We start from the raw sequence: 23,068 nt of genomic DNA, 5'->3' as shown, positions 1-23,068 counted from the left end.
AAGCGCGTCGCGAAAGGGTCAAAAGCGTCAACAAAAATCGATTGCGGCCCATGAAAGGCGAAAGGCCGCGCGAGCGCGGCCTTTCGTTCTTGCTTACTTCAGCGCCTTGAAGCGCAGGCGCTTCGGCGCAGCGTCGTCGCCCATGCGGCGGCGCTTGTCTTCTTCGTACTCGCGGTAGTTGCCCTGGAAGAACTCCACGTGCGAATCGCCTTCGAACGCCAGGATGTGGGTCGCGATGCGATCCAGGAACCAGCGGTCATGCGAAATGACGAACGTGTTGCCCGGGAACTCCAGCAGCGCATCTTCCAGCGCACGCAGGGTTTCGATGTCCAGATCGTTGGACGGTTCGTCGAGCAGCAGCACGTTGCCACCCTGCAACAGGGTCTTGGCCATGTGCAGGCGGCCACGCTCACCACCGGAAAGCGAGCCGACCATCTTCTGCTGGTCCTGGCCCTTGAAGTTGAAGCGGCCGATATAGGCGCGCGACTGGATCTCGATGCCGTTGATGTTGAGGATGTCCAGGCCGCCCGCGATTTCCTGGAACACGCTGTGGTTGCCTTCCAGCGCGTCGCGGCTCTGGTCCACGTAGGACAGCTGCACGGTCGGGCCGACCACGATCTCGCCGGTGTCCGGCTTTTCCTGGCCGGTGATCATCTTGAACAGGGTCGACTTACCGGCACCGTTGGGGCCGATGATGCCGACGATGGCGCCCGAGGGCACCAGGAAGTTCAGGTTGTCGAACAGCAGGCGGTCGCCGAACTTCTTGGAGACGTTCTTGAATTCCATCACCGCCTGGCCCAGGCGCTCGCCCGGCGGGATGAAGATTTCATTGGTCTCGTTGCGCTTCTGGTAATCGACCGACTGCAGCTCTTCCAGGCGAGCCAGACGGGCCTTGCCCTTGGTGCGGCCGCCCTTGGCGTTCTGGCGCGACCACTCCAGTTCCTTCTGGATCGCCTTCTGGCGAGCCTTTTCCTGGTTGTCTTCCTGCTTCAGGCGCTCATCCTTCTGGGTCAGCCAGTCGGTGTAGTTGCCCTTCCACGGAATGCCGCGGCCACGGTCCAGTTCCAGGATCCACTCGGCGGCGTTGTCCAGGAAGTAGCGATCATGGGTGACCGCCACGACGGTGCCGGTGTAGCGCGCCAGGAACTGTTCCAGCCATTCCACCGACTCGGCGTCGAGGTGGTTGGTCGGTTCGTCGAGCAGCAGCATGTCCGGCTTCTGCAGCAGCAGGCGGCACAGCGCCACACGGCGCTTTTCACCACCGGACAGCTTGCCGACGATGGCATCCCACGGCGGCAGGCGCAGCGCATCGGCGGCCACGTCCAGCTGGTTTTCCAGCGTGTGCGCATCGCCGGCGGCGAGGATCGCCTCCAGGCGCTCCTGTTCCTTGGCCAGCGCGTCGAAATCGGCGCCTTCTTCGGCATAGGCGGCGTAGACCGCGTCCAGCGCAGCCTGTGCCTGCAGCACTTCGCCCACGCCTTCTTCAACCGCTTCACGCACGGTCTTGGTCGGGTCCAGCTCCGGTTCCTGCGCCAGGTAGCCAACCTTGATGCCGGCCTGCGGACGGGCTTCGCCCTCGAAATCGGTGTCCACGCCGGCCATGATCTTCAGCACGGTGGACTTGCCGGCGCCGTTCAGGCCCAGCAGGCCGATCTTCGCGCCCGGGAAGAAGGACAGCGAGATGTCCTTGATGATCTGCCGCTTGGGCGGGACCACCTTGGACACGCGGTTCATGGTGTAGATGTATTGCGAGGACATGAGGTCTCCGTAGGCGCGACCCTGCGCCCGGTCCGTCACGGGGAACTTCCCGTTGCGGCAGCGGGCACAGACTGAATGGAATACCCCCAATTATAGCCGGAACCGCTTACGCCCCGCGCCGTCCGCAGCGCCCGGGGCTGGCCGAGGACTGAATGGGCCGTCACAGTCCCGCAGCGGGAAGCGTTTCCAGCCGGAAACCGTTCAGATCGAATGCGCAATATGGGCTCACCACCCACCCAGCAGAGGTCTCCCATGCACATCCATCGACTCATGGCCGGCGCCGTGGCCTCTGTACTGGCGCTGGGCGCCATCGCCCCGGCCTTCGCCGACAACGACCACCGTGGTCGCGACCATGACCGCCGTGAATGGCGCGAAGATCGCCGCGAGTGGCGCCACGACCGTCGCGACTGGGAACGCGACCGCCGCGAAGCGCGCCGTGACTACCGCCACGACCGCCGCTACGACCATGGCTACTACCGCCCGGCACCGCCGCCGCCGCGCGTGGTCTACAGCCCGGGCTACCGGCCCGGCTATGGCTATGGCTGGCAGCGCGGCCACCGCTATCGCGATTACTACCGCGGCCCGATCTACGTGGTGAACGACTACCCGCGCTACCACCTGCGCCGCCCGCCGTCCGGCCACCACTGGATCCGCGATGACCGCGGCAACATGCTGCTGGTGGCCGTGGCAACCGGCATCATCGCCGACTACATCATCAACAACCGTTGATGCAGCGCCAGGGTCGGATCCCTTTCCAACGGAAAGGGCTCTGACCCCACACCGCCATTCGACACCATACGGGGCCGGATTCGTTCGTCGAATCCGGCCCCGGTCGTTTCGGCCCCAGCAGGCCGGGGCGGGGCTACAATCAATGGCTGAGCCGCATCCCTTTCCCCGCCTGCTGGAGTAACCGATGTTCCCGCGTGACGTCCGCATCGAAACCTACGATCCCGAACTGGCCAAGGCCATCGCCGCCGAAACCCAGCGCCAGGAAGACCACGTCGAGCTGATCGCCAGCGAGAACTACACCAGCCCGGCGGTGATGGAAGCCCAGGGCAGCCAGCTGACAAACAAGTACGCCGAAGGCTACCCGGGCAAGCGCTACTACGGCGGCTGCGAGTACGTGGACATCGCCGAACAGCTGGCGATCGACCGCCTCAAGCAGCTGTTCGGTGCCGACTACGCCAACGTGCAGCCGCACAGCGGTTCGCAGGCCAACCAGGCCGTGTACTTCGCGCTGCTGCAGCCGGGCGACACCATCCTCGGCATGAGCCTGGCCCACGGCGGCCACCTCACCCACGGTGCCAAGGTCAACGCCTCGGGCAAGCTGTTCAACGCCGTGCAGTACGGCGTCAACGACCAGGGCCTGATCGATTACGACGAAGTCGAGCGCCTGGCCCTGGAGCACAAGCCGAAGATGGTCGTGGCCGGCTTCTCGGCCTACTCGCAGGTGATCGACTGGGCGCGCTTCCGCGCCATCGCCGACAAGGTCGGTGCCTACCTGTTCGTCGACATGGCGCACGTCGCCGGCCTGGTTGCTGCTGGCGTCTACCCGAGCCCGCTGGAACATGCGCACGTGGTCACCTCGACCACCCACAAGACCCTGCGCGGCCCGCGCGGCGGCATCATCGTCGCCAAGGGCGCCGACGAAGACCTGGTCAAGAAGCTGCAGTCGATCGTGTTCCCGGGCATCCAGGGCGGTCCGCTGATGCACGTCATCGCCGGCAAGGCCGTGGCCTTCAAGGAAGCGCTGGAGCCGGGCTTCAAGACCTACCAGCAGCAGGTGGTGAAGAACGCGCAGGCGATGGCCAACACGCTCATCGCACGCGGCTACAAGATCGTCTCCGGTGGCACCCAGAACCACCTGATGCTGGTCGACATGATCGGCAAGGACGTGTCCGGCAAGGACGCGGAAGCCGCACTGGGCAAGGCCCATATCACCGTCAACAAGAACTCGGTGCCGAACGACCCGCGTTCGCCGTTCGTGACCTCGGGCCTGCGCCTGGGCACCCCGGCGGTGACCACCCGCGGTTACCTGGAACAGGACTGCGTGGACCTGGCCAACTGGATCGCCGACGTGCTCGACGCCCCGGCCGATGAGGCCGTGATCGCCCGCGTGCGTGATGCGGTCAGCGCGCAGTGCCGCAAGTACCCGGTCTACGGTTGATCGGGCACTGGGGTCGGAGCCCTTCCCTGTGGGAAGGGTTCTGACCCCGGCACCGGAGTACCCGCGCATGGATGAGCGCCGCCTCAGGTATCTCTATGCAGCCTTGGCTGTGCTCTTCGGCCTGCCCAGCCTGGTAGGCGGCGGGGCCGCAGCGATGCTGCTGCTGTTGATGGGCCTGGGCCAGTTTGGTCACGGCACCCTGGCATCGGTGACGCTGATGCCGCTGTGGGGCCTGGCCGGCCTGGCCGGCTGCCTGGCCTGGCTGTGGCTCAGTGCGGGTTACCTGATGCACGGACGTGCCGGCCTGCGGGTGCGGCCGGTCTGGTGGTGGATGTTGCTGGCCGGAGGTCTGGCCGCCTTGCCGCCGCTGGGGCTGGCGGCGTGGTGGAGCGTCAAGGTTCACGCCGAAGGCTTCGGACTGCTGCTGCTGGGGCCGTCGATGCTGGTCCCGGCCGCCATGCTGTTGTGGCTGCGACCATGCACGTGAAGCAAGCGGCCAGCAAGGAGATTCGAACGCATGGATGAGCGCCTGCACAAACGCCTGTATATCGCCCAATGCCTGCTGCTGGGGTTGCCTGCACTGGTGGCCGGTGGCGGCGTCGCCGGCTTCGGTATCTACACCTTCCTGACGCGCCACGGCCTGATGCGCGGCGACGAAGGGGCGGTGCTGTTGCTGTGGGCGCTGGCGGGTGTGATCGGCTTGCTGGCCTGGTTGTGGCTCAGCATCCGCTACCTGCGGCTAGGGCGCGATGGCCTGCGGCGCACCGCCCGTATTCCCTGGATCGGCTTGGCGCTGGGCGCCATGGCGGCGCTGGCGGTGATCGGCGTGGTGCTTTTCAGCTTGTTTGCCGGCAGCCCCTGGCAGGTACTGGGCTATCTGGTGCTGGGCGTGCCGCTGCTGGTGCCGGCTGCGCATCTGGTGTGGTTGCGTCGCGCTCCGGGCCTTGCCGGACAAGGCTGATTGCCGCCTGCATTTGCTGCAAAACCCCTTCTCAGGTACCGTTGCGACGCTACCACGACCGTGGCAGCAGGTATTTCCCTGAGCCAGGCGTTCAATGCATTGCCCCTTCTGCCAGCATGCCGATACACGGGTCATCGACTCGCGCGTCTCCGAAGACGGCGCGACGATTCGCCGTCGGCGTGAGTGCGAGGCGTGCAACGAACGCTTCAGTACGCTGGAAACCGTTGAACTGAAGCTGCCGGCCATCGTCAAGAGCGATGGCACCCGTGAAGCCTTCGATGCCCGCAAGGTCCGCGCCGGCTTTGACCGCGCGCTGCAGAAGCGTGCGGTGCCGGAAGAGAAGATCGAGGCGGCGGTGCGCGCAGTGGTGCACCAGCTGCGCATCAGCGGCGAACGCGAGGTGCCGTCGATCAAAGTCGGCGAGTTCGTGATGAACGAACTGCGCAAGCTTGACCATGTCGGTTATGTGCGTTTCGCTTCGGTCTATCGCAGCTTCGAGGACGTGGCCGATTTCCGCGAAGAAATCGAGAAGCTCGAACGCGACCTGCCTTCCAGCACCGAGCAGTTGCAGCTGCTGGGCGATGTGATTGCCCTGACCAAGAAAAAGAAGGGCTGACGGCCTCTGCTTCGGTAGCCGCCAACCTTGGTTGGCGCCGTGCCGCCCATCCACGCATGGCGTGGATCTACTGGGCCTTGGCTGGCACCGTGCTGACGGCGGTACCATGGCGGCATGAGCATATCGTTCACCGTCCTTGACCACCTGCACATGGCCGCCGCATTGCGGCTTGCCGAACGCGGTGCCTATACCACCCGTCCCAATCCGATGGTCGGCTGTGTGATCGCCCATGGCGAGCGCGTGGTCGGGCAGGGCTGGCACCAGCGCGCTGGCGGCCCGCATGCCGAAGTATTCGCCTTGCGCGAGGCCGGCACCGAAGCGCGTGGTGCCACCGCCTACGTCACCCTGGAACCCTGCGCGCATTACGGCCGTACGCCGCCGTGCGCACTGGCGCTGATCGAAGCCGGCGTGTCGCGCGTGGTCGCGGCGATGCGCGACCCGTTCCCGAAAGTCGATGGCGGTGGTTTCGATCTGCTGCGCGACGCCGGCATCGAGGTTGCCGAGGGCTTGATGGCGGCGCAGGCGCGCGAACTCAACAAAGGCTTCCTGTCGCGCGTGGAGCGCGGTCGTCCGTGGTTGCGGGTGAAGCTGGCCGCCAGCCTCGATGGCCGTACCGCGATGGCCGACGGCAGCTCGAAGTGGATCACCGGCCCCGCCGCTCGCGAAGATGTGCAGCACTGGCGCGCGCGCGCTGGCGCGATCCTCACCGGCGCCGACACCGTCATCGCCGACGACCCGATGCTGACCGTGCGCCTGGCTGACACTGAAGTCATGCCGCCCCTGCGCGTCGTCCTCGATTCCCGCCTGCGCTCGCTGGAATGCAGCCGTGTGCGCGAAGGTGGGGCGCCCACGCTGTACCTGCACGATGCAATGATCAGCCCGCCCGACGCTGCCGATGCTGCGTTCGCCAGCGTGGCGGTGCGTCACGGTCGCCTTGATCTGGGCGCGGTGTTGGCACTGCTGGCCGAGCGCGGCATCAACGAGGTGCACACCGAAGCCGGTGCAACGCTGGCCGGCGCGCTGGTGCGTGGTGGGTGGGTGGACGAGTTGCTGATGTACCAAGCGCCAACACTGCTGGGCGACAGCGGCCGCCCGTTGCTGGCCGACCTCGGCATCGACGTGATGGACCAACAGCGTCGATTGCATGTGGTCGACCAGCGCCAGGTGGGCGACGACCTGCGCCTGCTGCTACGCGTGTAAGGCGAGACGTTCATTCACGCATGACGTGGATCTACCTTGCCCTGGTAGATGCCGACCTTGGTCGGCGCATTTGCTTCAAGTGCCCGGACACTCTGCCAGCGGACTCTACACAGTTCAGAGGTATCCTCATCCACCCCGCATGCATCCCAAACATCCAGCGGTAGCAGCCCGGCCAGCACCTGCAGGGTGTATGCCTGCTCGTGCGAGGGAGCAGCAGCAGCAGATGTGTTCCACCACAGAACGCCCAGCAGGAAGCACAGGTGTCTCATCGGCGCTGCCAATCGACCCCTCGTTGCTCCTGCCGCCATCAGTGCGTCTGCTTGGATGATTCGTTGTCACGTTTGGCTCCGCGGATCACGTTGAAGCGAAACACCGCCTCGACGGCACCGCCCTCATCGCGACCGTTACGGTGTGCGGGCAGGTAACACCACTCCTGTGCGGCGTCCATCGCGGCAGCTTCCAGCAGGGCATTGCCACTGGACTGCACCACACGAACATCCAGAAGGCGGCCACCCGTGTCTACTTGCATCTGCAGGCGCACCATGCCGCTTTCGCGAGCCCTAACGGGAAAAACAACCTGGCGCGCAGCGCGGGTGGTGGGCTCGATCGAGACGCTGTCGCCGCGCTCGGTGAATACACTGCAGTCGGCGCGTGGGGTGAAGGTCCGGGTCGGCGTTGAGGCAAAGCGCTGCAGGCAAGTCACAACGTCGTCGTCTTCCCTGCAACCTGGCTTCTCGGTCTGCAGGCGACTCTGGGGCTGCTCGGGCCCGACTCCGCCGGCGGGTGGCGGTGCGCATGCGCCCAGTCCGGCCAGCGCAGACAGAAGAACCGTGCTGCGCAGATTCACTCGGTCACCGGCCCCGCAGGCGGCTCACTGCGATAGCCTTCCCACAGCGCGCGGTTCCGTTCATGGGTTCCGCGGCAATAGGCAGCGGCCAGCTCCGGCCCCAGCGCTCTCACCTTTTCTTCCACGGCATCCTGCAGGGTGGTGCCACGCTGCAGTGGGCTATCCGGATCATAGCGTTCGGCGAACTCAAGTTGAGCATCCAACATCAGGTCGCATGCGGGAATGCCCGAGTACGCGGTGACCGCTTCCGCTTTGATCTGCTCGTTCCATTCCTGGAAGGGAAGCAGCTGCTTCCAGAGTTTTGGAGTAAGGAGCAACATGTCACCACTGACCCACGGGCCGTTGCTGCCGGCACGGAAAAATTCGGCCTTGGCGTCATAGGTCCTGTCGGGGGCCTTGGTCAGGGCAGAAGCAAACTGGCCCATGATGGATCCGAGTGCGTTCGTCTTGTCTTCTTCTGTTCGAAATCGCTCGCGACTTTCGCGGTAGGATTCGAAGAAAATGGAAGAATCAGGAAGTGTGCAGCGGTAGTTGATGGTGAAACGATCATAAGACTCACCGCTATCAATTGCGATTACCCAGCAACGAATGGTGTTCCATCTTGCCCTCATTGCAGTGGCGACCGGCTGCCCATATTCCGCAGTCAGACCTTCGACTTCGTAAAGGCCGTCAATGATGCTTGTGATATCGGGGTAATCGCTCGGATCTGCTGTCTGCAAGCTCTTTCTCAGCGCGACTTTGGCTTTCTCATCGTTCTGGGTAATTACGCGCGACAACGCGTCAAAGGTTTCCTCCAGCGAAAGTTCGGCGGGCTCTGTGCCCGTGACAACGAACGGTGCGCTAAGCAGCAGAGCGAGAATCGGCTTCAGCATGACAGAACGTGGTGACTCGGAATGACACTCAAGGATGTCTGCGAACTGCACTCGCGTCCATGCAACTTTTCCTAAATTCCTGCCCTGTCGCGTTCGGATCCTTCGTGTTGCGGCAGTGGCTGGATTTCTTCATGGCCGGTCTCGGCATCCAGACCCTGGGCCAGCAGCAGCGCCTGCGTGTGGTCGAGTAACGCCAGGTGGGGGATGACTTACGCCTGTTGCTGCGGAAGCAGTCACTCCGGTAACGTCAACAACATCTGTATCCACTCGTGCAGCGGCGGCAGGTCCTGCGGGCCCCAGGCATCAGCCTCACCTGCGCGGGCCATGGTGACGCGGGCGCTGTAGGTTCGCTTCGGCGCCCGCTGCAGCAGATCCATCCACACCCGGGTCCCGACGAGGTCATCGTGCGCCATCTGCTCGCGAAGTTCGGGCGCGGGTGTGCCGTCCGAAAGTGCTGCGTAATCGGGCATCTGACAGCTGTAATCGACGATCGAAATCTGGACGCCATCGCGATCGCTGCGCTTGCTGTCAGTGCTGCGGCAGCGCGTCTGCCGCAGTGCTTCGGCCATGATCGGCGACAGTTCGCGGCCCAGGTGCGTCTGCGCGTCATCTTCCGGTGCTTCGCCGATCATCATCCGCTCCACCGTCGCCTCCCAGCGCTCGCTGAGCGGTGGCATGTCGATCATGGCCGAGACCTGTGCTGCCGCCTCTTCATCGCCTTCCAGCAGGTAGCGCGCGAACAGATCGAAGCTCTCCTCGGGCGAGGGCATGGGCGTCTGCGCCCCCGCCGAGGTGGCGACGAACATCAAGGCAAGCATTGATGGCAGATGCAGGCGGTTGCGCACGTCAGCGATCCCCGCCGGGCGGGTGCTCGTTCCACTCGAAGAACGGCAGGAAGGCATCGGCCAGTGTCCCCATCAGCGGCGAGGGGTCTGCCCGCCAGCGACCGCCGCTATCGCGTTCGAAGGCCAGCGTGACATTCCGCTCCCGATCCGGCGCATCGGCGAGCAGCTGCGTGTACGCCGCCGCCAGTGCCGGCGCCATCTGTGGCGGGTGCGGGCCATTGAACGGCACCGGGTGTTGCCGGTACACGGGCAGCAGCGCCGCCAGATCCGGCAGGGCGCAACGGTAGTCCACCAGGGCACTGTCACCGTCAGGCCCGTGCGGGTACTGCACGCTGTCGGTCGTGCATCGCACCGAGGCCTGCCGCGCACGCAGCGCGGCCGCCGCCTGCGGCCAATCGGCCATTTCCGGTGCGTCGTCCAGGTGGCTCACACCGGCCAGGGCCGCAGCGATGGCCACACCCTTGTCGCCTTGCATGTACTGCGCCAACGCACGCTGTGCAGGCGCATCGCCGTGCACGATCACCTGTGCAAACAGATCGAATACCTGCGCGTCCGGAAATGCCGCAGAACCTGCCCGCGCACTACTGAAGGCCAGCAGCAGCGCTGCCAGCCCCCATGTCTTCAACACGGCCCTCTCAGGCGCACGCATCGGTCCACATCATCTCGGCCATCGGACGCAGTGCCTTGCACTCCTGCGTCATTTCCTCGGCCGACATCACCTGCGTCTTGGCCTTCAACTCTTCGGTCATCGCATCCACACCGCTGATCTGGTCCGGTGCGATCTTCGCCACGCAGCTGCGGTGCTGCTGCAGCAGCAGATCGCAGGCCGGCACGCCGGTCACCTTCGGTGCCTTGGCTGCTTCAACGTCCTTCATCCAGCCATCGAACGGCGCCAGCGCATCCAGCACCGGGCCCACCAGATCATCGAAGTTGCTGCTGTACCAGTAGCCCTTGTCCTTGGCGGTGTACAGGGTGAGGGTGCCGGTCACGGCCTTGCGCGGGCCACTCTGCAGGGCCTGGGTATAGGCCTCGGTGAAGCGCGCGCGCGGAGCCTTGTCCTCACCCGTCAGGCTGGCCAGGAACAACGGCTGCACGCTGCCCAGGTCGGCCAGCTGGCAGCTGAAATCAACCTTGGCGATCTTCTGGTCGTCCACGAATTCGTTGTCTTCCACCGTGCTGCGCGTGGCACGGCACTGCGAGGCCTTCAGCGCCTTGGCGTACATCGCTTTCGCCGCTGCCGGATCGCCCTTCACTCCGGCCACGTCCAGCACGATCTGCCACGGCTCGGCCAACGCCTGGGCCATCATGCCCGGCACCGGCGTTACCGAGTCCTGGCCGTCGAAGGCCGGCTTCAATGCATCGTTTAGCGTGCGCGTGGCGGCGGCATCGTCTTCCAGCAATGCGCGTGCGTACAGATCGAAGGTCTGTTCGGGGCTCAGCTGCGCCGGGGCAGCCGCGGCGAACAACGGGGCGCACAGCAGTGCGGTGGCCAGCAGGCCGCGGATCGGGGTCTTCATGACGGTGTTCCTGTTCCAGAGGGCGGCAAGCCTAGCGCAATTGTCATTGCATTCGATGGCGTGCGACAGCCAAGCGCATTGCGCGTGGCGGCCAACAAAAAACGGGCCCCTTGCGGAGCCCGTTCGATCGCACGACGAGGATCGGGCAATCAGAAGCTGGCGCGCACGCCGGCCGAGTACTGGGTGACGTCGCGGTAGCCGGAGATCTCGCCCACCAGACCCCAGGTACGGGTGAAGTTGATCTGACCACCGAGGGTGCCGACCCAGGTGCCCTTGAACTCGTTGCCACCGTCCATGTAACCGGCCTTGATCCAGGCTTCGGTCATGCGCGAAGGCTTGCCACGCAGGCCCATGGTGGCGCGCACCAGGTTGGTGTGGTCCTTCACGGTGAAGCGGCCGTAGTCCACGTCCTTGACGGTGATTTCAGCCTGCTGGCGGACCCAGGCGATGTCGGCGGTGTAGTCGACGCGGTCGCTGAAGGGCATGTGGTAACCGATGCCCAGCTCCGGCTGGTTCAGCTTGAGCTTCATCGAGCCGTAGTCGTAGTCGTACGACTTGCTGCCGTAGTTCCAGCCGCCGAACACGTGCACCTGCTCGGCCAGCGCGATCGAACCGCGCACGTAGCCACCATCAACCTTCGGGTCGTTGAACACGTCGTCGTCGGTCTTGACCTGGGTCCAGCCGCCTTCGACGTAGGTGTAGCTCAGGGCGTCGGCGGAGGCCGAGAACGGGGCAGCGGCCAGCAGGGCGGCCACGATCAGGATCTTGCGCATGGGAATTCCTGTGAATTTCAGTCCATTGGCGGCCCACCTGTGCGGCAGTCCGTGGCGACCTCATGTCGTCCGACCGCCGATTTTAATGAAAGTTTTACGAAATGCGAGCGACGGCCGTCACAGGCTCGGACGCGCCCGGGTGGGGTCAGAGCCCTTTCCTGCGGAAAGGGATCCGACCCCCGGGGCATCCGGCCCCGTTCAGCCCGGGCTGTTACACTTGGCGGGCCGGTTCGCCGGTACACAAACGTCTTCAGGGCGGGGTGCAATTCCCCACCGGCGGTAGGTGCGCAAGCACGAGCCCGCGAGCGCCCCGGCCTTACCGTCGGGGGTCAGCAGATCCGGTCCAATGCCGGAGCCGACGGTCATAGTCCGGATGAAAGAAGACGGTGCCACAGGGCCTTTGCGGCCCTGCGCCCGCCTGTTTGCCTTGCGGCGTTTTTCGCTCACTTTTCGCGGAGAACGTTACTTGTTTACTGGAATCATTGAAGGCGTCGGCCGTCTGGCCGCACGCGAATCCATCGGCGGCGATGTCCGCTTCACCTTCAACGTCGGCAGCCTGCCGTTCGACAACGTGCAGATGGGCGAGAGCATCGCCATCAACGGCGTCTGCCTCACCGTCATCGCGTTCGACGCCGGCAGCTTCCAGGCCGATGCGTCCACCGAGACCCTGGGCCTGACCACGCTGGGCCAACTGGCCGAAGGTGCGGTCATCAACCTCGAACGTGCCATGCGCCCGACCGACCGCCTCGGCGGCCATCTGGTCAGCGGCCACGTCGACGGCCTCGGCCAGGTCCTGTCCATCCGTGAAGATGCGCGTGCCCAGCGCTGGCGTTTCGCCGCGCCGGCCGCCCTGCGCCGTTACATCGCCAAGAAGGGCTCGATCTGCGTGGACGGTGTCAGCCTCACCGTCAACGAAGTGGACGAGGAAGGCTTTGAAGTAGCGCTGATCCCGCACACCGTGGCCAATACCGCGTTCTCCGCCACCGGCGTGGGCAGCGCGGTGAACCTGGAAATCGACCTGGTCGCTCGTTATGTCGAGCGGTTGCTCGGAGTGCCGACCAACGGTCAGCACCCACAGGGAGATACCCCATGAACTTCGCCCCCATTCCCGACATCCTGGAAGACATCCGCCTCGGCCGCATGGTCGTCATCGTCGATGACGAAGACCGCGAGAACGAAGGCGACCTGATCATGGCCGCCGAGCTGGTCAAGGCCAGCGACATCAACTTCATGGTCACCCATGGCCGCGGCCTGGTGTGCCTGCCGCTCACCCGCACCCGCGCCGCCGACCTCGGCCTGGCGCCGATGGTGCAGGCCAATACCGCGCAGTTCCAGACCAACTTCACCGTCAGCATCGAAGCGGCCGAGGGCGTGACCACCGGCATCTCGGCACACGACCGCGCGCATACCATCCGCACCGCGGTGAAGCCCAATGCCAAGCCGTCGGACCTGCACCAGCCGGGCCACATCTTCCCGCTGATTGCCCAGCCCGGTGGCGTGCTGACCCGCGCCGGCCACACCGAAGCCGGCGTCGACCTGGCCATGCTGGCCGGGCTGGAACCGGCCGGCGTGCTGGTGGAGATCCTCAACCCGGACGGCAGCATGGCGCGCCGCCCGGAGCTGGAAGTGTTCGCCCGCGAGCACGGCCTGAAGATGGGCTCCATCGCCGACCTGATCGCCTACCGCCTGGCCACCGAAAAGACCGTCGAGCGCGTGGACGAACGTGATATCGACACCGAGTTCGGTCCGTTCAAGCTGGTCACCTACCGCGACCGCATCGCCCACGACCTGCATTTCGCCCTGGTCCGCGGCACCCCGGATGCGGACACGCCCACCCTGGTGCGCGTGCAGGTGGAAAACCCGCTGGCCGACCTGCTGCACTGGCGCCGTGATGACTTCGGCGTGGCGGCCACCGATGCCCTGCGCGTGATCGCCGCGGAAGGCAGTGGCGTGATGGTGGTGCTGTCGGCCCCGCGCGACGGCGAAGCGCTGTTGGCCCGCCTGCGCCAGCAGCCGGCGCCGGTGGTGCCGGGCAAGGACAAGGATGTGGGCCAGTGGCGCCGCAACGGTGCCGGCGCGCAGATCCTGTCCGACCTGGGCCTGGGCAAGCTGCGCGTGCTGGGCACGCCCCGCCGCCAGATCGGACTGGCCGGCTATGGCCTGGAAGTGGTGGAGACGGTCACCCCGTGACCGCTTCGCCGGCCGCCCCATGACCGGTAGTGCCGGCCGCTGGCCGGCAACCCCGGTAATGCTGGTCACCCGATAACCGGTAGTGCCGGCCGCTGGCCGGCAACCTCAGGGAACTGCAGTTGCCGGCCAGCGGCCGGCGCCGGGGGGGGGGGGGGGGGGGCGGGGCCCGCCCCCCCCCCCCCCCGCCCCCCCGGGGGGGCCCCCCCCCCCCCCCCGCCACTACCCGGGGTGTAGAGCCAGCGGTTGGCACACGGGGGCAGCAGCCACGGCCGGGGCCCATCCACGGTAGAATTACCCCTTAATCGAATCCCAAGCCGCATATGAGCCACTACGAAGGCGATCTTCGCACTCCCGAATCGGCGCGCTTCGCCATCCTGGCCAGCCGCTGGAACGCCCGCATCACCGATGTGCTGGTTGCTGGCGCCCGCCAGAGCCTGGCCGGCAACGGCATTGCCGAAGCCAACATCGACGTGATCCGCGTGCCGGGTGCCTGGGAGCTGCCGCTGGTCGCCGCGCGCCTGGCCGCCGCCCACGAACACGCCGCCATCCTCACCCTGGGTTGCGTGATCCGTGGCGACACCCGCCACTACGAACACGTGGCCGACCGCTGTGCCGAAGGCCTGATGCGCGTGCAGCTGGACTTCGGCGTGCCGGTGCTGAACGGCGTGCTGGCCGTGGAACGCGTGGAAGATGCCGAGGCCCGCGCAGGCGGCAGCCACGGCAACAAGGGCGAGGAAGTCGCGCTCGCCGCATTGGAAATGGTCAACCTTCTGGAGCAGCTGCCATGAACAAGAACACCCAGGGCAAGCCCTCCGGTAAACCCGTCCGCCGCGATGGCATCGATCCGGTGCTGCGCTCGCGCGCGCGCCGTCGTGCCGTGCAGGCCATCTATGCCTGGCAGATCTCCGGCGGCAACGGCCAGTCGCTGATCGCCCAGTTCGCCCACGAACAGGCCCGCGAAATCGCCGACCTGGCGTACTTCGAAGCGCTGGTGCATGGCGTGCTCGACAACCGTCGCGACATCGACGAAGCCTTCGGCCCGTACCTGGACCGTGGCATCGACGAAGTGGACGCGATCGAACGCGCCGTGCTGCGCCTGGCCGGTTACGAACTGCGTTACCGCCTGGACGTGCCGTACCGCGTGGTGATCAACGAAGCCATCGAATCGGCCAAGCGCTTCGGTTCCGAACATGGCCACACCTACGTCAACGGCGTGCTGGATCGTGCCGCCGTGGAATGGCGCAAGGTCGAATCGGGTCACTGACCCACCTGTGGTAATGCCGGCCGCTGGCCGGCAACTGCAGGGATTCTGAGGTTGCCGGCCTGCGGCCGGCACTACCGCCCACCGCGCACGGCGCGGCACGTACAAACGCGGGAGCGCCCCATGTCCCTGGCCGAATTCGCCCTCATCGACCGCATCCGCGCCCGCACCGTCGAGCGCGACGACATCGTGCTCGGCATCGGCGATGACGCCGCGCTGCTGCAGCCGCGCCCGAACGAGCAACTGGTGGTCACCGCCGACACGCTCAACAGCGGCGTGCATTTCCCGGCCGAGACCCCGGCGTTCGACATCGGCTGGAAGACGCTGGCCGTCAACCTGTCCGACCTCGCCGCGATGGGCGCGCGCCCGGCCTGGTGCACGCTGGCGCTGTCGCTGCCCGAAGCCAGCGAAGACTGGATCGATGCCTTCGCCGATGGCTTCTTCGCGCTGGCCGACCAGCACGACATCGCCCTGATCGGCGGTGACACCACGCGTGGCCCCCTGTCGCTGTCGGTTACCGCGATGGGCCAGGTGTCACGCGGCCAGGCGCTGCGTCGTGATCGCGCACAGATTGGCGATGACATCTGGGTCAGCGGCACCCTCGGCGATGCTGCCGGTGCGCTGCGCCTGTGGCAGCAGGGCGCATTGAACGTCACTGCCGCCACCTTGCTGGCCGACTACGAAACCCTGCGCCTGCGCCTGCTGCGTCCCACCCCGCGCGTCACCCTGGGCCTGCGGCTGCGTGCATTCGCGCATGCCGCCGTGGACATCTCCGATGGCCTGCTGGCCGACCTGGGCCACATCGCCGCACGCAGCGGCGTACGCGCCGAAGTCGACGCCGATGCATTGCCGATGTCGTCGGCACTGCGCGAACTGCTCGGCCGCGATGGCGCCCGTGACTGCGCGCTGCACGGCGGCGACGACTACGAACTGTGCTTCACCGCCGCCGCCGACCAGCGCGACGCGCTGCACTACGTCGCCGAATCGCTGGACGTGCCGATCACCCGCATCGGCCGCATCATGGAAGGGCAGGGCGTGCACACCGAAGGCCACGACGGCCCGAGCGGATACGAGCATTTCGCCTGACACATGAGAACGCCGGGCATGGCCCGGCGCCACCGCGTTGCTCTGGTAGGTGCCAACCTTGGTTGGCACGGATGTGTCAGGCCTTCGTGCCCACGCTGCGTCGACCAAGGTCGATGCCTACCAGAACGCCGGGCATGGCCCGGCGCTACCGTGTTGCTCTGGTAGGTGCCAACCTTGGTTGGCACGGATGTGTCAGGGTTGCGCGCCAACGCTGCGTCGACCAAGGTCGACGCCTACCAGAACGCCGGGCATGGCCCGGCGCTACCGTGTTGCTCTGGTAGGTGCCAACCTTGGTTGGCACGGATATGTCAGGCCTTCGTGCCGACACTGCGTCGACCAAGGTCGACGCCCACCAACGCGGGGCACATCGGCGTTGCCCGGCGTAACCTTTAAACGTGCGGAACGGGTGCGCCAAAGCGGTTGCCGCCCGGCGTGCTGGGCAGCAGCAGGAACACCAGCAGCACCAAGCCTGCAAACGGGACCATTGCCAACAGCAGCCACCAGCCCGAGCGATCGGTATCGTGCAGGCGACGAACGGTGGCAGCAATGCCGGGCAATGCGAAGGCCAGCCACATCACCAAGCTCAGCCCGCTCGATGCCAGGATGAGGCCCTGAGAACCGCTGTAGCCGGCATAGAAACTCACAATGTATAGCGGGATCGAAACGATCACGATGAACAGCTGGAACCACCAGAACTCGCTGCGGCTGGCACGGCCACTGAACTGTGCATAGCGCTTCAGTGGAGCCATCATCTTGTGCATCGGTACACTCCTTGGAAAGAAGCGCGCACTATCGGCTCCAGGGTGGATATGAGCCATAGAAATCATTGCGAATGAGAGCGGCATTCAATTCAACCAGGCGCTCCCCCATAGATCTCAACGTGAGGGGCTCACGCCACCCGCAACTGCGTACGCGCCGAAGTCGATGCCGATGCATTGCCGATGTCGTCGGTACTGCGCGCTGCACTACGTCGCCGAATCGCTGGGCGTGCCGACCACCCGCATCGGCCGCATCATGGAAGGGCAGGGCGTGCACACCGAAGGCCACGACGGCCCGAGCGGATACGAGCGGGTACGAGCACTTCGCCTGAGTGCGGCAGGGATTTGTGTCCTGCCGGTACGCGGCTGCGGGCAGGGGGCCTTGGTGGCCGGCCATGCTGGCAGCACGGGCGATGAGCATTTAGGAATCCTCCGAATTCGCTGCTGTGCGCTTCGGCTTACAACTATTTTCATAGCCGGGCGTTTGACGCGACGACACACTTCACGCTCCTGAAAACGAGCGGTGCCATGTCACGTGTCGTCCATGTCCTGCTGCTGTGTGCGCTGGCTTTCCCCAGTCACGCCAGTGCACCGCAGATCAATGTCGGCGTCCTCTTCGACTACCTGCAGCCCGGCAGCAGCAACCTGCTCAAACGCATCCGCAATACCGGCGCCGGCACCGCCTACGTCCGGGTGGAAGTGGCAGAGATCGTTTTCGATGCCGATGACAAGCCCGTCGAAGTTCCGGTGGATGCGCCATCGCTGGTGCGCAACGCGCCTGGGGCGCATGGGGTCATTGCCAGTCCCAGCCGCCTGATCATCGCAGGCAACGGCCAGCAGGCCACACGTCTGGTGTATCGGGGCCTGCGCGACGAGGAACGCTACTACCGCCTGCGCTTCGTGCCGGTGGCGCCCAGTGCCGAGGAATTCTCGCTCAGCGAGGAACAGGCACAGCAGGCCGCAGAGCTTTCCTCGGCCATCCGCGTGTTCACCGGCTTCGGCACCGTGCTGTTCATCGCGCCACAACACCCGCGCTATGACACCCGCATCGAGTCCGGCCAGATCCACAACCACGGCAACGCCACCATTGTTCTGGAAAACCTGCGCCAGTGCGAGCGGGCCAAGGTCGACGCCTGTACGCCCGGAATCATCGTGCACGTACGCCCCGGCCGCTCTCACGTGCTGGCGTCTGACGATACGCATTTCATCCGTTACGACCTGAAGGAGGGCGAACGCCAGCGCAGCATCGACAGCCGCCGCTGACCGTCCGTCCCCCACCAACGCCATTGTCCCGCCCGGGCCCGCCAGGAGTCCGATGGGACAGCTTTGCCCTTGTCCTGGCTTTTGTACCCACTCACCCAGGAGTATCTGAATGTCCTTCTTGAAACACGCGATGGCGGCTGCGGCAGTCCTGCTCATCACCCCGGCCGTCAGCTTTGCGGCTACCGAAACCAAATCGATCACCGTCAACGTGTCGGCTGACGTGCCCAACGTTGCCGGCCTGCAGGTGTCCACGCCGGACGGCTGGGAAGGCCTGCCGCAGAATCTGCCGTGGGATACCGCACGCCAGGTGCTCGGCGAACTGACCGGTCGCGTTATCAACGTGAAGTCGCCGGCTGCCATCACCGCCTATCTGTCCGCCCCGGCGCAGATGGCATCGGCCGCGGACGTCGTGGATCTGGCGGTGAAACTGGACAACGTGGTCGTGCCGGCAACGGCCGCCGCCAAGATCACCGTTGCCAACGCAGCCCAGGCCGCATCCGGCAAGTCTCTGGCCTTCGCCATCGCGCCTACCGAACCGGGCGGCGGTTACAAGCAGGGTACTTACGGCGGTCAGTTCCACATGATCTTCGAAAGCGACATCTGACGCCTGCCGAGCTCTGTGCCTTCCTGCCCCACCGCGCGTGCGGCAGGAGGGCCAATGCCATCTATGCGCCTTTCACACCTACCTCCGCGACCGGTTCCGATGCGACTGGCTGTTGCTATTGCCGCCATGCTTGCTGCTGCCTCGGCGCAGGCGACCGCAGGCGCGCCAGACGCACAGGTCAGCCTGCTGGAGCAGCGCGACCGCATGCCTGCGGAGTTCCGCGAGCATCTGTTCGGCAATCCGCTGACCGTACGCGTGGAACTGGACGGGCAGTACCTGGGCGACGCCGAAGTACTGCTGCATGAAGACAACCGCGTACAGCTGATCGGCTTCGTCGAAAGCAACGACAGCCCGTGGCCGCAGAGCGAGCGCACGCGCTGGGCCGAGCAGCTGGCCGAACCGCTGCCGCTTGGCATATGCGCGCCGCAGTGCCGTGGCCTGGCCGCGCTGCACTACAGCCTGGCCAATTCGCTGCTGAGCCTGTTGACGCCGGCAACTGCCAGTGCGGAACAACGCAACATTGCCCTGCCGGCGTCCGGCAGCCATGGCTTGATCGTACGTAACAGCCTGGCCGTGCATGGCGGCCAGGACCAGCCGGCCAGCGCCCGTTACAGCGCTGAACTGAGTGGCAGCATCGGTCTGTGGAGCACGGTTGGCAGCTACCAGTACTACGCCCAACCCGGCAGCACGGAGCACTATCTCAGTGCGTTGTATGCACAACGCGAGCTCGGCGATCATTTCGTCCGCGCGGGCTATTTCCTGCCCACGTTCGAGGGCATCATCCGCCAGCCACGCGCGCCGGGTACGCAGAATGACACCGCGCTGGGGGTGATGTTCGGTTCGTCGGATGTACTGCTGGCCGACACGCGCAGCGCCAGTGTCTACCCGGTGTACGTCACCGCCAACCGCGACGGTGTGGTGGAGATTCTGCGCGACGGCAACCTGCTGGCCACACAGGCTGTGAAGCCCGGCGTGCAGGAGATCGACACGCGTCGCCTGCCAGGCGGCATCTACGACGTGGTACTGCGGGTCATTGAAGACGGCCAGGAGGCCTCGCGCGAAACCGCCTCGATCCACAAACCCAGCCGTTGGCGTGATCCCACCCGGCGCTGGCGCTACAGCGCGTTCGCCGGCCAGCAGCGCAGCCTGCTCGACAGCGATCGTTCAATGCAGGAGGGCGAGATCGCCGCCGGTGCGGTGGTCAACTACCTGTTGCACCCGCGCGCAGTGGCCGGTGCCACCGTGCAGCAGATCGGCACGCGCCGCGCCACCGGCCTGTCGATGGACTGGCAGGCCAGTGATCGCTTCAGCGCCTACACCAATTTCTACACCTCCAGCGATGCCGGGCGCGGCGTGGATCTGCAGGGACTGTATCGCTACCGTGCCGGTTCGGTGGTCGCCAACCACGCGCGCAGCTGGGCAGAGCAGCGTCATCGGCTGCCCGCCAGCGAGGGTGCGCCGCCACGTTGGGAAACCCGGGGAGGCTGGCAGGACACCACGGCCGTATCGATCACCCATCGCTTCAGTCACCGCGATAATGCGAGCCTGCGCGTGGCCCGCAGTTCCGGCTTCACCCGTGGCACCGGCATCGACGTTTCCTACGGCCGCCGCGAGACCCTGTTCGGCAGGCATGACGTCAACTGGCGTGTCTCGGCCTACGACCGTCCGGGCAGCCGCTTCACCCACTATCGCCGCCAGCGCGGCATCGATCTGACCGTCAGTGTGTCACTCGGCAGCGAGCGCCGCAGCTACAGCGGCAGCCTGGGCAGCCGGACCGGCGAAGCCGGCCAGCGCGACGGCTACGTCACCGCGGTCGCCACCCAGCGTGTGGATGGGAAGATCCTGCGCAGCGTCAATGGCATGGTCACAGCTGAACGCAGCGGCATTGGCGCCGGCGCGGGCGCCTATCTGCAGAGCCCACTGCTGGAAGGCGATGTGCAGCTGTATCGCGGTGCCGGTTCCGGCCACGTTGGCGGCAGCGCCAACCTGGACAGCACCGTGGTGATCGGGGGAGGACATGCTGCCGTGCTGGGCCAGGGACGCAGCGGCAGCGTGGACACCGGCATCATCGTCGACGTGCGCAGTGACTTCCCCGATGTCACGTTGCGTGCCGACGACAGTCGTGGCGGTGGCGTGCAGCTGCGCCCGGGACGCAACTTCGTTCCGGTCACCGCCTATCGTGCGGGACAGGTGCAGTTCGACTTCCACGGCCGGCACGCACCTGCGGCGGCGCTGCAGCCGTCGACCATCAGCTACCACCTCAACAAGGGCGGCGTGGTGCATACCACGGTGGATGTACTGCGCACCTTCACCGTGATGGGGCAGGTACTGGATGCCGATGGCAACGGCATCCGCGGGGTTCAGGTGATCAACCATGCCGGCCGCAGCGTCAGCCAGGAAGAAGGCTTCTTCACCCTTGAACTCAGCGCACGCGCGCCGGTGGTGGAGCTGCGCTACCCGAACCGGATCAGCTGTGTGCTGACCATGGAAGAGGGCCGTCATCCGCGCGAAGGCGATGTACTGATGGTGGGTGGCATCGGTTGTCCGCCGTCGGTGGTCGCGCACTAGCCCATTGTTCCGACGAACCAGGCAGGTCTAAAGCATGACTATTGGCATCCGGCTGTTCCCGTTGCTGGCCGTAATGGCGGCGTTGCCTGCCACCGCACAGGTGGTGGACGTCAACGTCACCGGCGAATTCAGGCCCAACGCCCTGGATCCGGGCGATACCGCATTCCGCAACACGACACCCCGGGGCAGCTTCTGCAACTGGAGGCCGGCCGAATGCGATAGAAACGGGGCCTATATCTTCGATCTCGGCAACCGCGAGTACTGGCGCAAGGAAGGGCCGAGCGACGACACGTCAAGGCGTGATACCACCTACGTCCGCTTCCCGCCACCGCGTACGATCACCCTACAGGAGGTGTCGAGCGGACGCACCTTCGAGGCGACCATCAGCTTTGCGGCGCTGTCCATGCGCATCAACTTCGGTGGTGGCGCCGATCCCTGGTACTACGGCGTCAGTGGAGGTTGCACGGCCATCCGCGGCGCCGGTGGGCTTGGATGGTCGCTGGGCGGTTGGGCGGCGCGGACGCCAGCCAGCCCCACCGAGTGCTACAGCACCAACACGCGGTATGCCCGCACCTACTCCTACAGGAACGTGGGGCTCGGCATCCACGTCACCCTGCCCAATGCAATGACGCTGCAGGACGGCCGTTACGTGGCCCAGGAAACCTGGACCACCGGCGGCGCCGGGGCCGACATCGATCTGGGCGACAACATCACCGGTGTCGAGGCCGTGCGCATGAACTTCGTGTTCGATGTGATCCACGATTTCCAGGTGCGCTTCGCCACCGAGGCGCCGCGCGTACAGTTGGCGCCCGAAGGGGGCTGGTCGCCCTGGATCGATCATGGCACTGCTCCGGCGAGGCTGCGCCAGGAGCTGCCGTTTCATCTGACCACGTCGATGGACTTCAGCATGAAGCTGCGCTGCCAGCACCACGTCGGCGACCAATGCGGCATTCATGATCCGCAGGCGGACAAGCAGGTGCCGGTGGAGGTGGACGTCACCCTTCCGGGCATGAACAACCTGCGCGATGGTCGTCCGGCGCAGAACACCGTACTGCTGGCCGATGACGGTCAGGCACCGCGCTTCACGCCCGATGGCTACCTGATGCAGCGCCGTTCGACCCTGCGCTTCACCGCCGGGCGTGAAGCGGTGCTGGAGATGGTGAAGACACCGGGCTCGCGCTGGGAAGGAGACATGACCGTGCTGTTCGACGCCAATCCCTGAGCCTGGGGCAGGGATTGGCGCGGCCGAGGTGCCGCGGAAGCTGCATCACGCCACCCGCAACTGCACATCCACATACTCGGCCAGCCCACGGCAGGCCAGCAGCAGCCCTTCGCGCACGTCATCGCCCACCTGCTGGTCGGCATCGCCGTCCACGCGTACGCGCTCGATGGCGTGCAGCAGTTCCAGCAGCAAGGTCAGCCCGGCATTGGCGCGGTCGATGCGTGCCATCGCGAAGCCGAAGCATTTGCGACCTTTGTCCGGCCACGGTTGGCCGTCGGCAGCGTCCACCTCGCGGATGCGTTGCAGGCAGCCGAGCAGGGTGATGCCTTCGTCGGCGTGGGCGCGCATCGTACTGCCCAATGTGGTTTCGAGTGCTTTGGCCAGATCGTCTGGCAGGCGTTCGACGGCGTCGCCCAATGTGGCGAACAGATAGGGATAGAGCGAAGAAGTCATGGCGGCGTCCTTGAGTGTGATGCAAGGGGCCGCCCTCGCGTTGGGCGAGGGCGGCGGACGGTGCGTGGTTGCAATACCGGTGGCAACTCTGCGAAACGCCGGCGGGT

General features: G+C 65.8%; 26 protein-coding genes and 1 riboswitch. Of the genes, 16 read left to right on the top strand and 10 right to left on the bottom strand.

The features are described from left to right. Nucleotides 1–93: 93 nt before the first annotated feature. Nucleotides 94–1,758, bottom strand: coding sequence for an energy-dependent translational throttle protein EttA (ettA, locus tag ABIA73_RS09875; protein WP_025876664.1), 1,665 nt, complete (start codon nucleotides 1,756–1,758; stop codon nucleotides 94–96). A 252-nt stretch (nucleotides 1,759–2,010) separates the two neighbouring features. On the opposite strand from ettA, the gene ABIA73_RS09870 reads away from it, so the two are divergent. From ABIA73_RS09870 to ribD, 6 genes are all read left to right on the top strand, one after another. Next, complete coding sequence (locus tag ABIA73_RS09870) at nucleotides 2,011–2,487, top strand: RcnB family protein (RefSeq protein WP_025876662.1); 477 nt, start codon at nucleotides 2,011–2,013, stop codon at nucleotides 2,485–2,487. A 184-nt stretch (nucleotides 2,488–2,671) separates the two neighbouring features. Then, nucleotides 2,672–3,925, top strand: coding sequence for a serine hydroxymethyltransferase (gene glyA, locus ABIA73_RS09865; RefSeq protein ID WP_088101079.1), 1,254 nt, complete (start codon nucleotides 2,672–2,674; stop codon nucleotides 3,923–3,925). A gap of 67 nt (nucleotides 3,926–3,992) precedes the next feature. Continuing rightward, nucleotides 3,993–4,412, top strand: a complete 420-nt coding sequence (locus ABIA73_RS09860) for a hypothetical protein (RefSeq protein ID WP_140228003.1) — start codon at nucleotides 3,993–3,995, stop codon at nucleotides 4,410–4,412. A 30-nt stretch (nucleotides 4,413–4,442) separates the two neighbouring features. Then, entirely contained in the window at nucleotides 4,443–4,886 is a 444-nt protein-coding gene (locus tag ABIA73_RS09855; RefSeq protein WP_025876656.1) for a hypothetical protein, read from the top strand. A 94-nt stretch (nucleotides 4,887–4,980) separates the two neighbouring features. Beyond that, nucleotides 4,981–5,502, top strand: a complete 522-nt coding sequence (gene nrdR, locus ABIA73_RS09850; RefSeq protein ID WP_025876654.1) for a transcriptional regulator NrdR — start codon at nucleotides 4,981–4,983, stop codon at nucleotides 5,500–5,502. 114 nt (nucleotides 5,503–5,616) lie between these two features. Beyond that, on the top strand, nucleotides 5,617–6,702 hold the full coding sequence (gene ribD, locus ABIA73_RS09845; protein WP_312963402.1) for a bifunctional diaminohydroxyphosphoribosylaminopyrimidine deaminase/5-amino-6-(5-phosphoribosylamino)uracil reductase RibD: 1,086 nt from the start codon (nucleotides 5,617–5,619) through the stop codon (nucleotides 6,700–6,702). Nucleotides 6,703–6,716: 14 nt separating this feature from the next. Here the strand turns inward: ribD and ABIA73_RS09840 are convergent, their stop codons facing one another. Genes ABIA73_RS09840 through ABIA73_RS09830 form a run of 3 tightly spaced genes read right to left on the bottom strand, consistent with a single transcriptional unit; the run spans nucleotide 6,717 to nucleotide 8,421 of the window. Continuing rightward, the gene (locus ABIA73_RS09840; RefSeq protein ID WP_218788654.1) at nucleotides 6,717–6,983 is read right to left on the bottom strand and encodes a hypothetical protein; all 267 of its coding nucleotides are present in this window, start codon (nucleotides 6,981–6,983) and stop codon (nucleotides 6,717–6,719) included. A 26-nt stretch (nucleotides 6,984–7,009) separates the two neighbouring features. Continuing rightward, nucleotides 7,010–7,549: an energy transducer TonB gene (locus ABIA73_RS09835; protein WP_354275720.1), complete on the bottom strand. Its 540-nt coding sequence runs from the start codon at nucleotides 7,547–7,549 to the stop codon at nucleotides 7,010–7,012. Continuing rightward, nucleotides 7,546–8,421, bottom strand: a complete 876-nt coding sequence (locus ABIA73_RS09830; RefSeq protein WP_218788658.1) for a hypothetical protein — start codon at nucleotides 8,419–8,421, stop codon at nucleotides 7,546–7,548. Before ABIA73_RS09830 ends, ABIA73_RS09835 begins: the two co-directional genes overlap by 4 nt. Nucleotides 8,422–8,480: 59 nt before the next feature. On the opposite strand from ABIA73_RS09830, the gene ABIA73_RS09825 reads away from it, so the two are divergent. Continuing rightward, on the top strand, nucleotides 8,481–8,612 hold the full coding sequence (locus ABIA73_RS09825) for a hypothetical protein (RefSeq protein ID WP_256994006.1): 132 nt from the start codon (nucleotides 8,481–8,483) through the stop codon (nucleotides 8,610–8,612). A gap of 42 nt (nucleotides 8,613–8,654) precedes the next feature. Here ABIA73_RS09825 and ABIA73_RS09820 read toward each other — a convergent pair whose 3' ends face one another. The 4 genes from ABIA73_RS09820 to ABIA73_RS09805 form a co-directional block, all read right to left on the bottom strand. Then, a complete protein-coding gene (locus ABIA73_RS09820) occupies nucleotides 8,655–9,266 on the bottom strand; it encodes a hypothetical protein (RefSeq protein ID WP_218788660.1) in 612 nt (203 codons plus the stop codon). 1 nt (nucleotide 9,267) lies between these two features. After that, nucleotides 9,268–9,894, bottom strand: a complete 627-nt coding sequence (locus ABIA73_RS09815) for a hypothetical protein (RefSeq protein ID WP_218788662.1) — start codon at nucleotides 9,892–9,894, stop codon at nucleotides 9,268–9,270. Nucleotides 9,895–9,901: 7 nt separating this feature from the next. Beyond that, the gene (locus ABIA73_RS09810; protein WP_354275719.1) at nucleotides 9,902–10,783 is read right to left on the bottom strand and encodes a hypothetical protein; all 882 of its coding nucleotides are present in this window, start codon (nucleotides 10,781–10,783) and stop codon (nucleotides 9,902–9,904) included. A gap of 149 nt (nucleotides 10,784–10,932) precedes the next feature. Further along, nucleotides 10,933–11,556 carry an outer membrane beta-barrel protein gene (locus ABIA73_RS09805; protein ID WP_099820323.1) on the bottom strand — a complete coding sequence of 208 codons (624 nt, stop codon included), beginning with the start codon at nucleotides 11,554–11,556 and terminating at the stop codon, nucleotides 10,933–10,935. A 242-nt stretch (nucleotides 11,557–11,798) separates the two neighbouring features. After that, nucleotides 11,799–11,945, top strand: a riboswitch (FMN riboswitch). Nucleotides 11,946–12,022: 77 nt separating this feature from the next. Here ABIA73_RS09805 and ABIA73_RS09800 point away from each other — a divergent pair. The 5 genes from ABIA73_RS09800 (at nucleotide 12,023) to thiL (ending at nucleotide 16,093) form a co-directional block, all read left to right on the top strand. After that, complete coding sequence (locus tag ABIA73_RS09800) at nucleotides 12,023–12,649, top strand: riboflavin synthase (protein WP_354275718.1); 627 nt, start codon at nucleotides 12,023–12,025, stop codon at nucleotides 12,647–12,649. Beyond that, nucleotides 12,646–13,746, top strand: a complete 1,101-nt coding sequence (ribB, locus tag ABIA73_RS09795) for a 3,4-dihydroxy-2-butanone-4-phosphate synthase (RefSeq protein WP_354275717.1) — start codon at nucleotides 12,646–12,648, stop codon at nucleotides 13,744–13,746. The genes ABIA73_RS09800 and ribB overlap by 4 nt, the downstream gene beginning before the upstream one ends. A gap of 320 nt (nucleotides 13,747–14,066) precedes the next feature. Continuing rightward, nucleotides 14,067–14,534, top strand: coding sequence for a 6,7-dimethyl-8-ribityllumazine synthase (ribH, locus tag ABIA73_RS09790; protein WP_025876639.1), 468 nt, complete (start codon nucleotides 14,067–14,069; stop codon nucleotides 14,532–14,534). Then, on the top strand, nucleotides 14,531–15,010 hold the full coding sequence (gene nusB / locus ABIA73_RS09785; protein ID WP_025876637.1) for a transcription antitermination factor NusB: 480 nt from the start codon (nucleotides 14,531–14,533) through the stop codon (nucleotides 15,008–15,010). The genes ribH and nusB overlap by 4 nt, the downstream gene beginning before the upstream one ends. Nucleotides 15,011–15,130: 120 nt before the next feature. After that, entirely contained in the window at nucleotides 15,131–16,093 is a 963-nt protein-coding gene (gene thiL / locus ABIA73_RS09780; protein WP_051562411.1) for a thiamine-phosphate kinase, read from the top strand. A gap of 389 nt (nucleotides 16,094–16,482) precedes the next feature. Here thiL and ABIA73_RS09775 read toward each other — a convergent pair whose 3' ends face one another. Next, the gene (locus ABIA73_RS09775; protein WP_425513374.1) at nucleotides 16,483–16,938 is read right to left on the bottom strand and encodes a DUF805 domain-containing protein; all 456 of its coding nucleotides are present in this window, start codon (nucleotides 16,936–16,938) and stop codon (nucleotides 16,483–16,485) included. A 441-nt stretch (nucleotides 16,939–17,379) separates the two neighbouring features. Here ABIA73_RS09775 and ABIA73_RS09770 point away from each other — a divergent pair, with 441 nt between their 5' ends. From ABIA73_RS09770 to ABIA73_RS09755, 4 genes are all read left to right on the top strand, one after another. Continuing rightward, entirely contained in the window at nucleotides 17,380–18,114 is a 735-nt protein-coding gene (locus ABIA73_RS09770; RefSeq protein ID WP_080150020.1) for a CS1 fimbrial subunit B flags: Precursor, read from the top strand. A gap of 109 nt (nucleotides 18,115–18,223) precedes the next feature. Beyond that, nucleotides 18,224–18,718, top strand: a complete 495-nt coding sequence (locus tag ABIA73_RS09765; protein ID WP_025876629.1) for a CS1 type fimbrial major subunit — start codon at nucleotides 18,224–18,226, stop codon at nucleotides 18,716–18,718. Between the two features lie 126 nt (nucleotides 18,719–18,844). Then, nucleotides 18,845–21,286 carry a TcfC E-set like domain-containing protein gene (locus ABIA73_RS09760; protein WP_354275716.1) on the top strand — a complete coding sequence of 814 codons (2,442 nt, stop codon included), beginning with the start codon at nucleotides 18,845–18,847 and terminating at the stop codon, nucleotides 21,284–21,286. Between the two features lie 34 nt (nucleotides 21,287–21,320). Next, nucleotides 21,321–22,508, top strand: coding sequence for a hypothetical protein (locus ABIA73_RS09755; RefSeq protein WP_309910493.1), 1,188 nt, complete (start codon nucleotides 21,321–21,323; stop codon nucleotides 22,506–22,508). Between the two features lie 45 nt (nucleotides 22,509–22,553). Here ABIA73_RS09755 and ABIA73_RS09750 read toward each other — a convergent pair whose 3' ends face one another. Next, complete coding sequence (locus ABIA73_RS09750; protein WP_140226197.1) at nucleotides 22,554–22,961, bottom strand: hypothetical protein; 408 nt, start codon at nucleotides 22,959–22,961, stop codon at nucleotides 22,554–22,556. Between the last annotated feature and the right edge of the window lie 107 nt (nucleotides 22,962–23,068).

It is taken from the genome of Stenotrophomonas sp. 2694 (genome assembly GCF_040548715.1).
GTDB classification, from domain to species: Bacteria; Pseudomonadota; Gammaproteobacteria; order Xanthomonadales; family Xanthomonadaceae; genus Stenotrophomonas; species Stenotrophomonas indicatrix.
The sequence above is the reverse complement of the archived record's forward strand: the minus strand, read 5'-3'. Positions and strand labels throughout refer to the sequence as shown.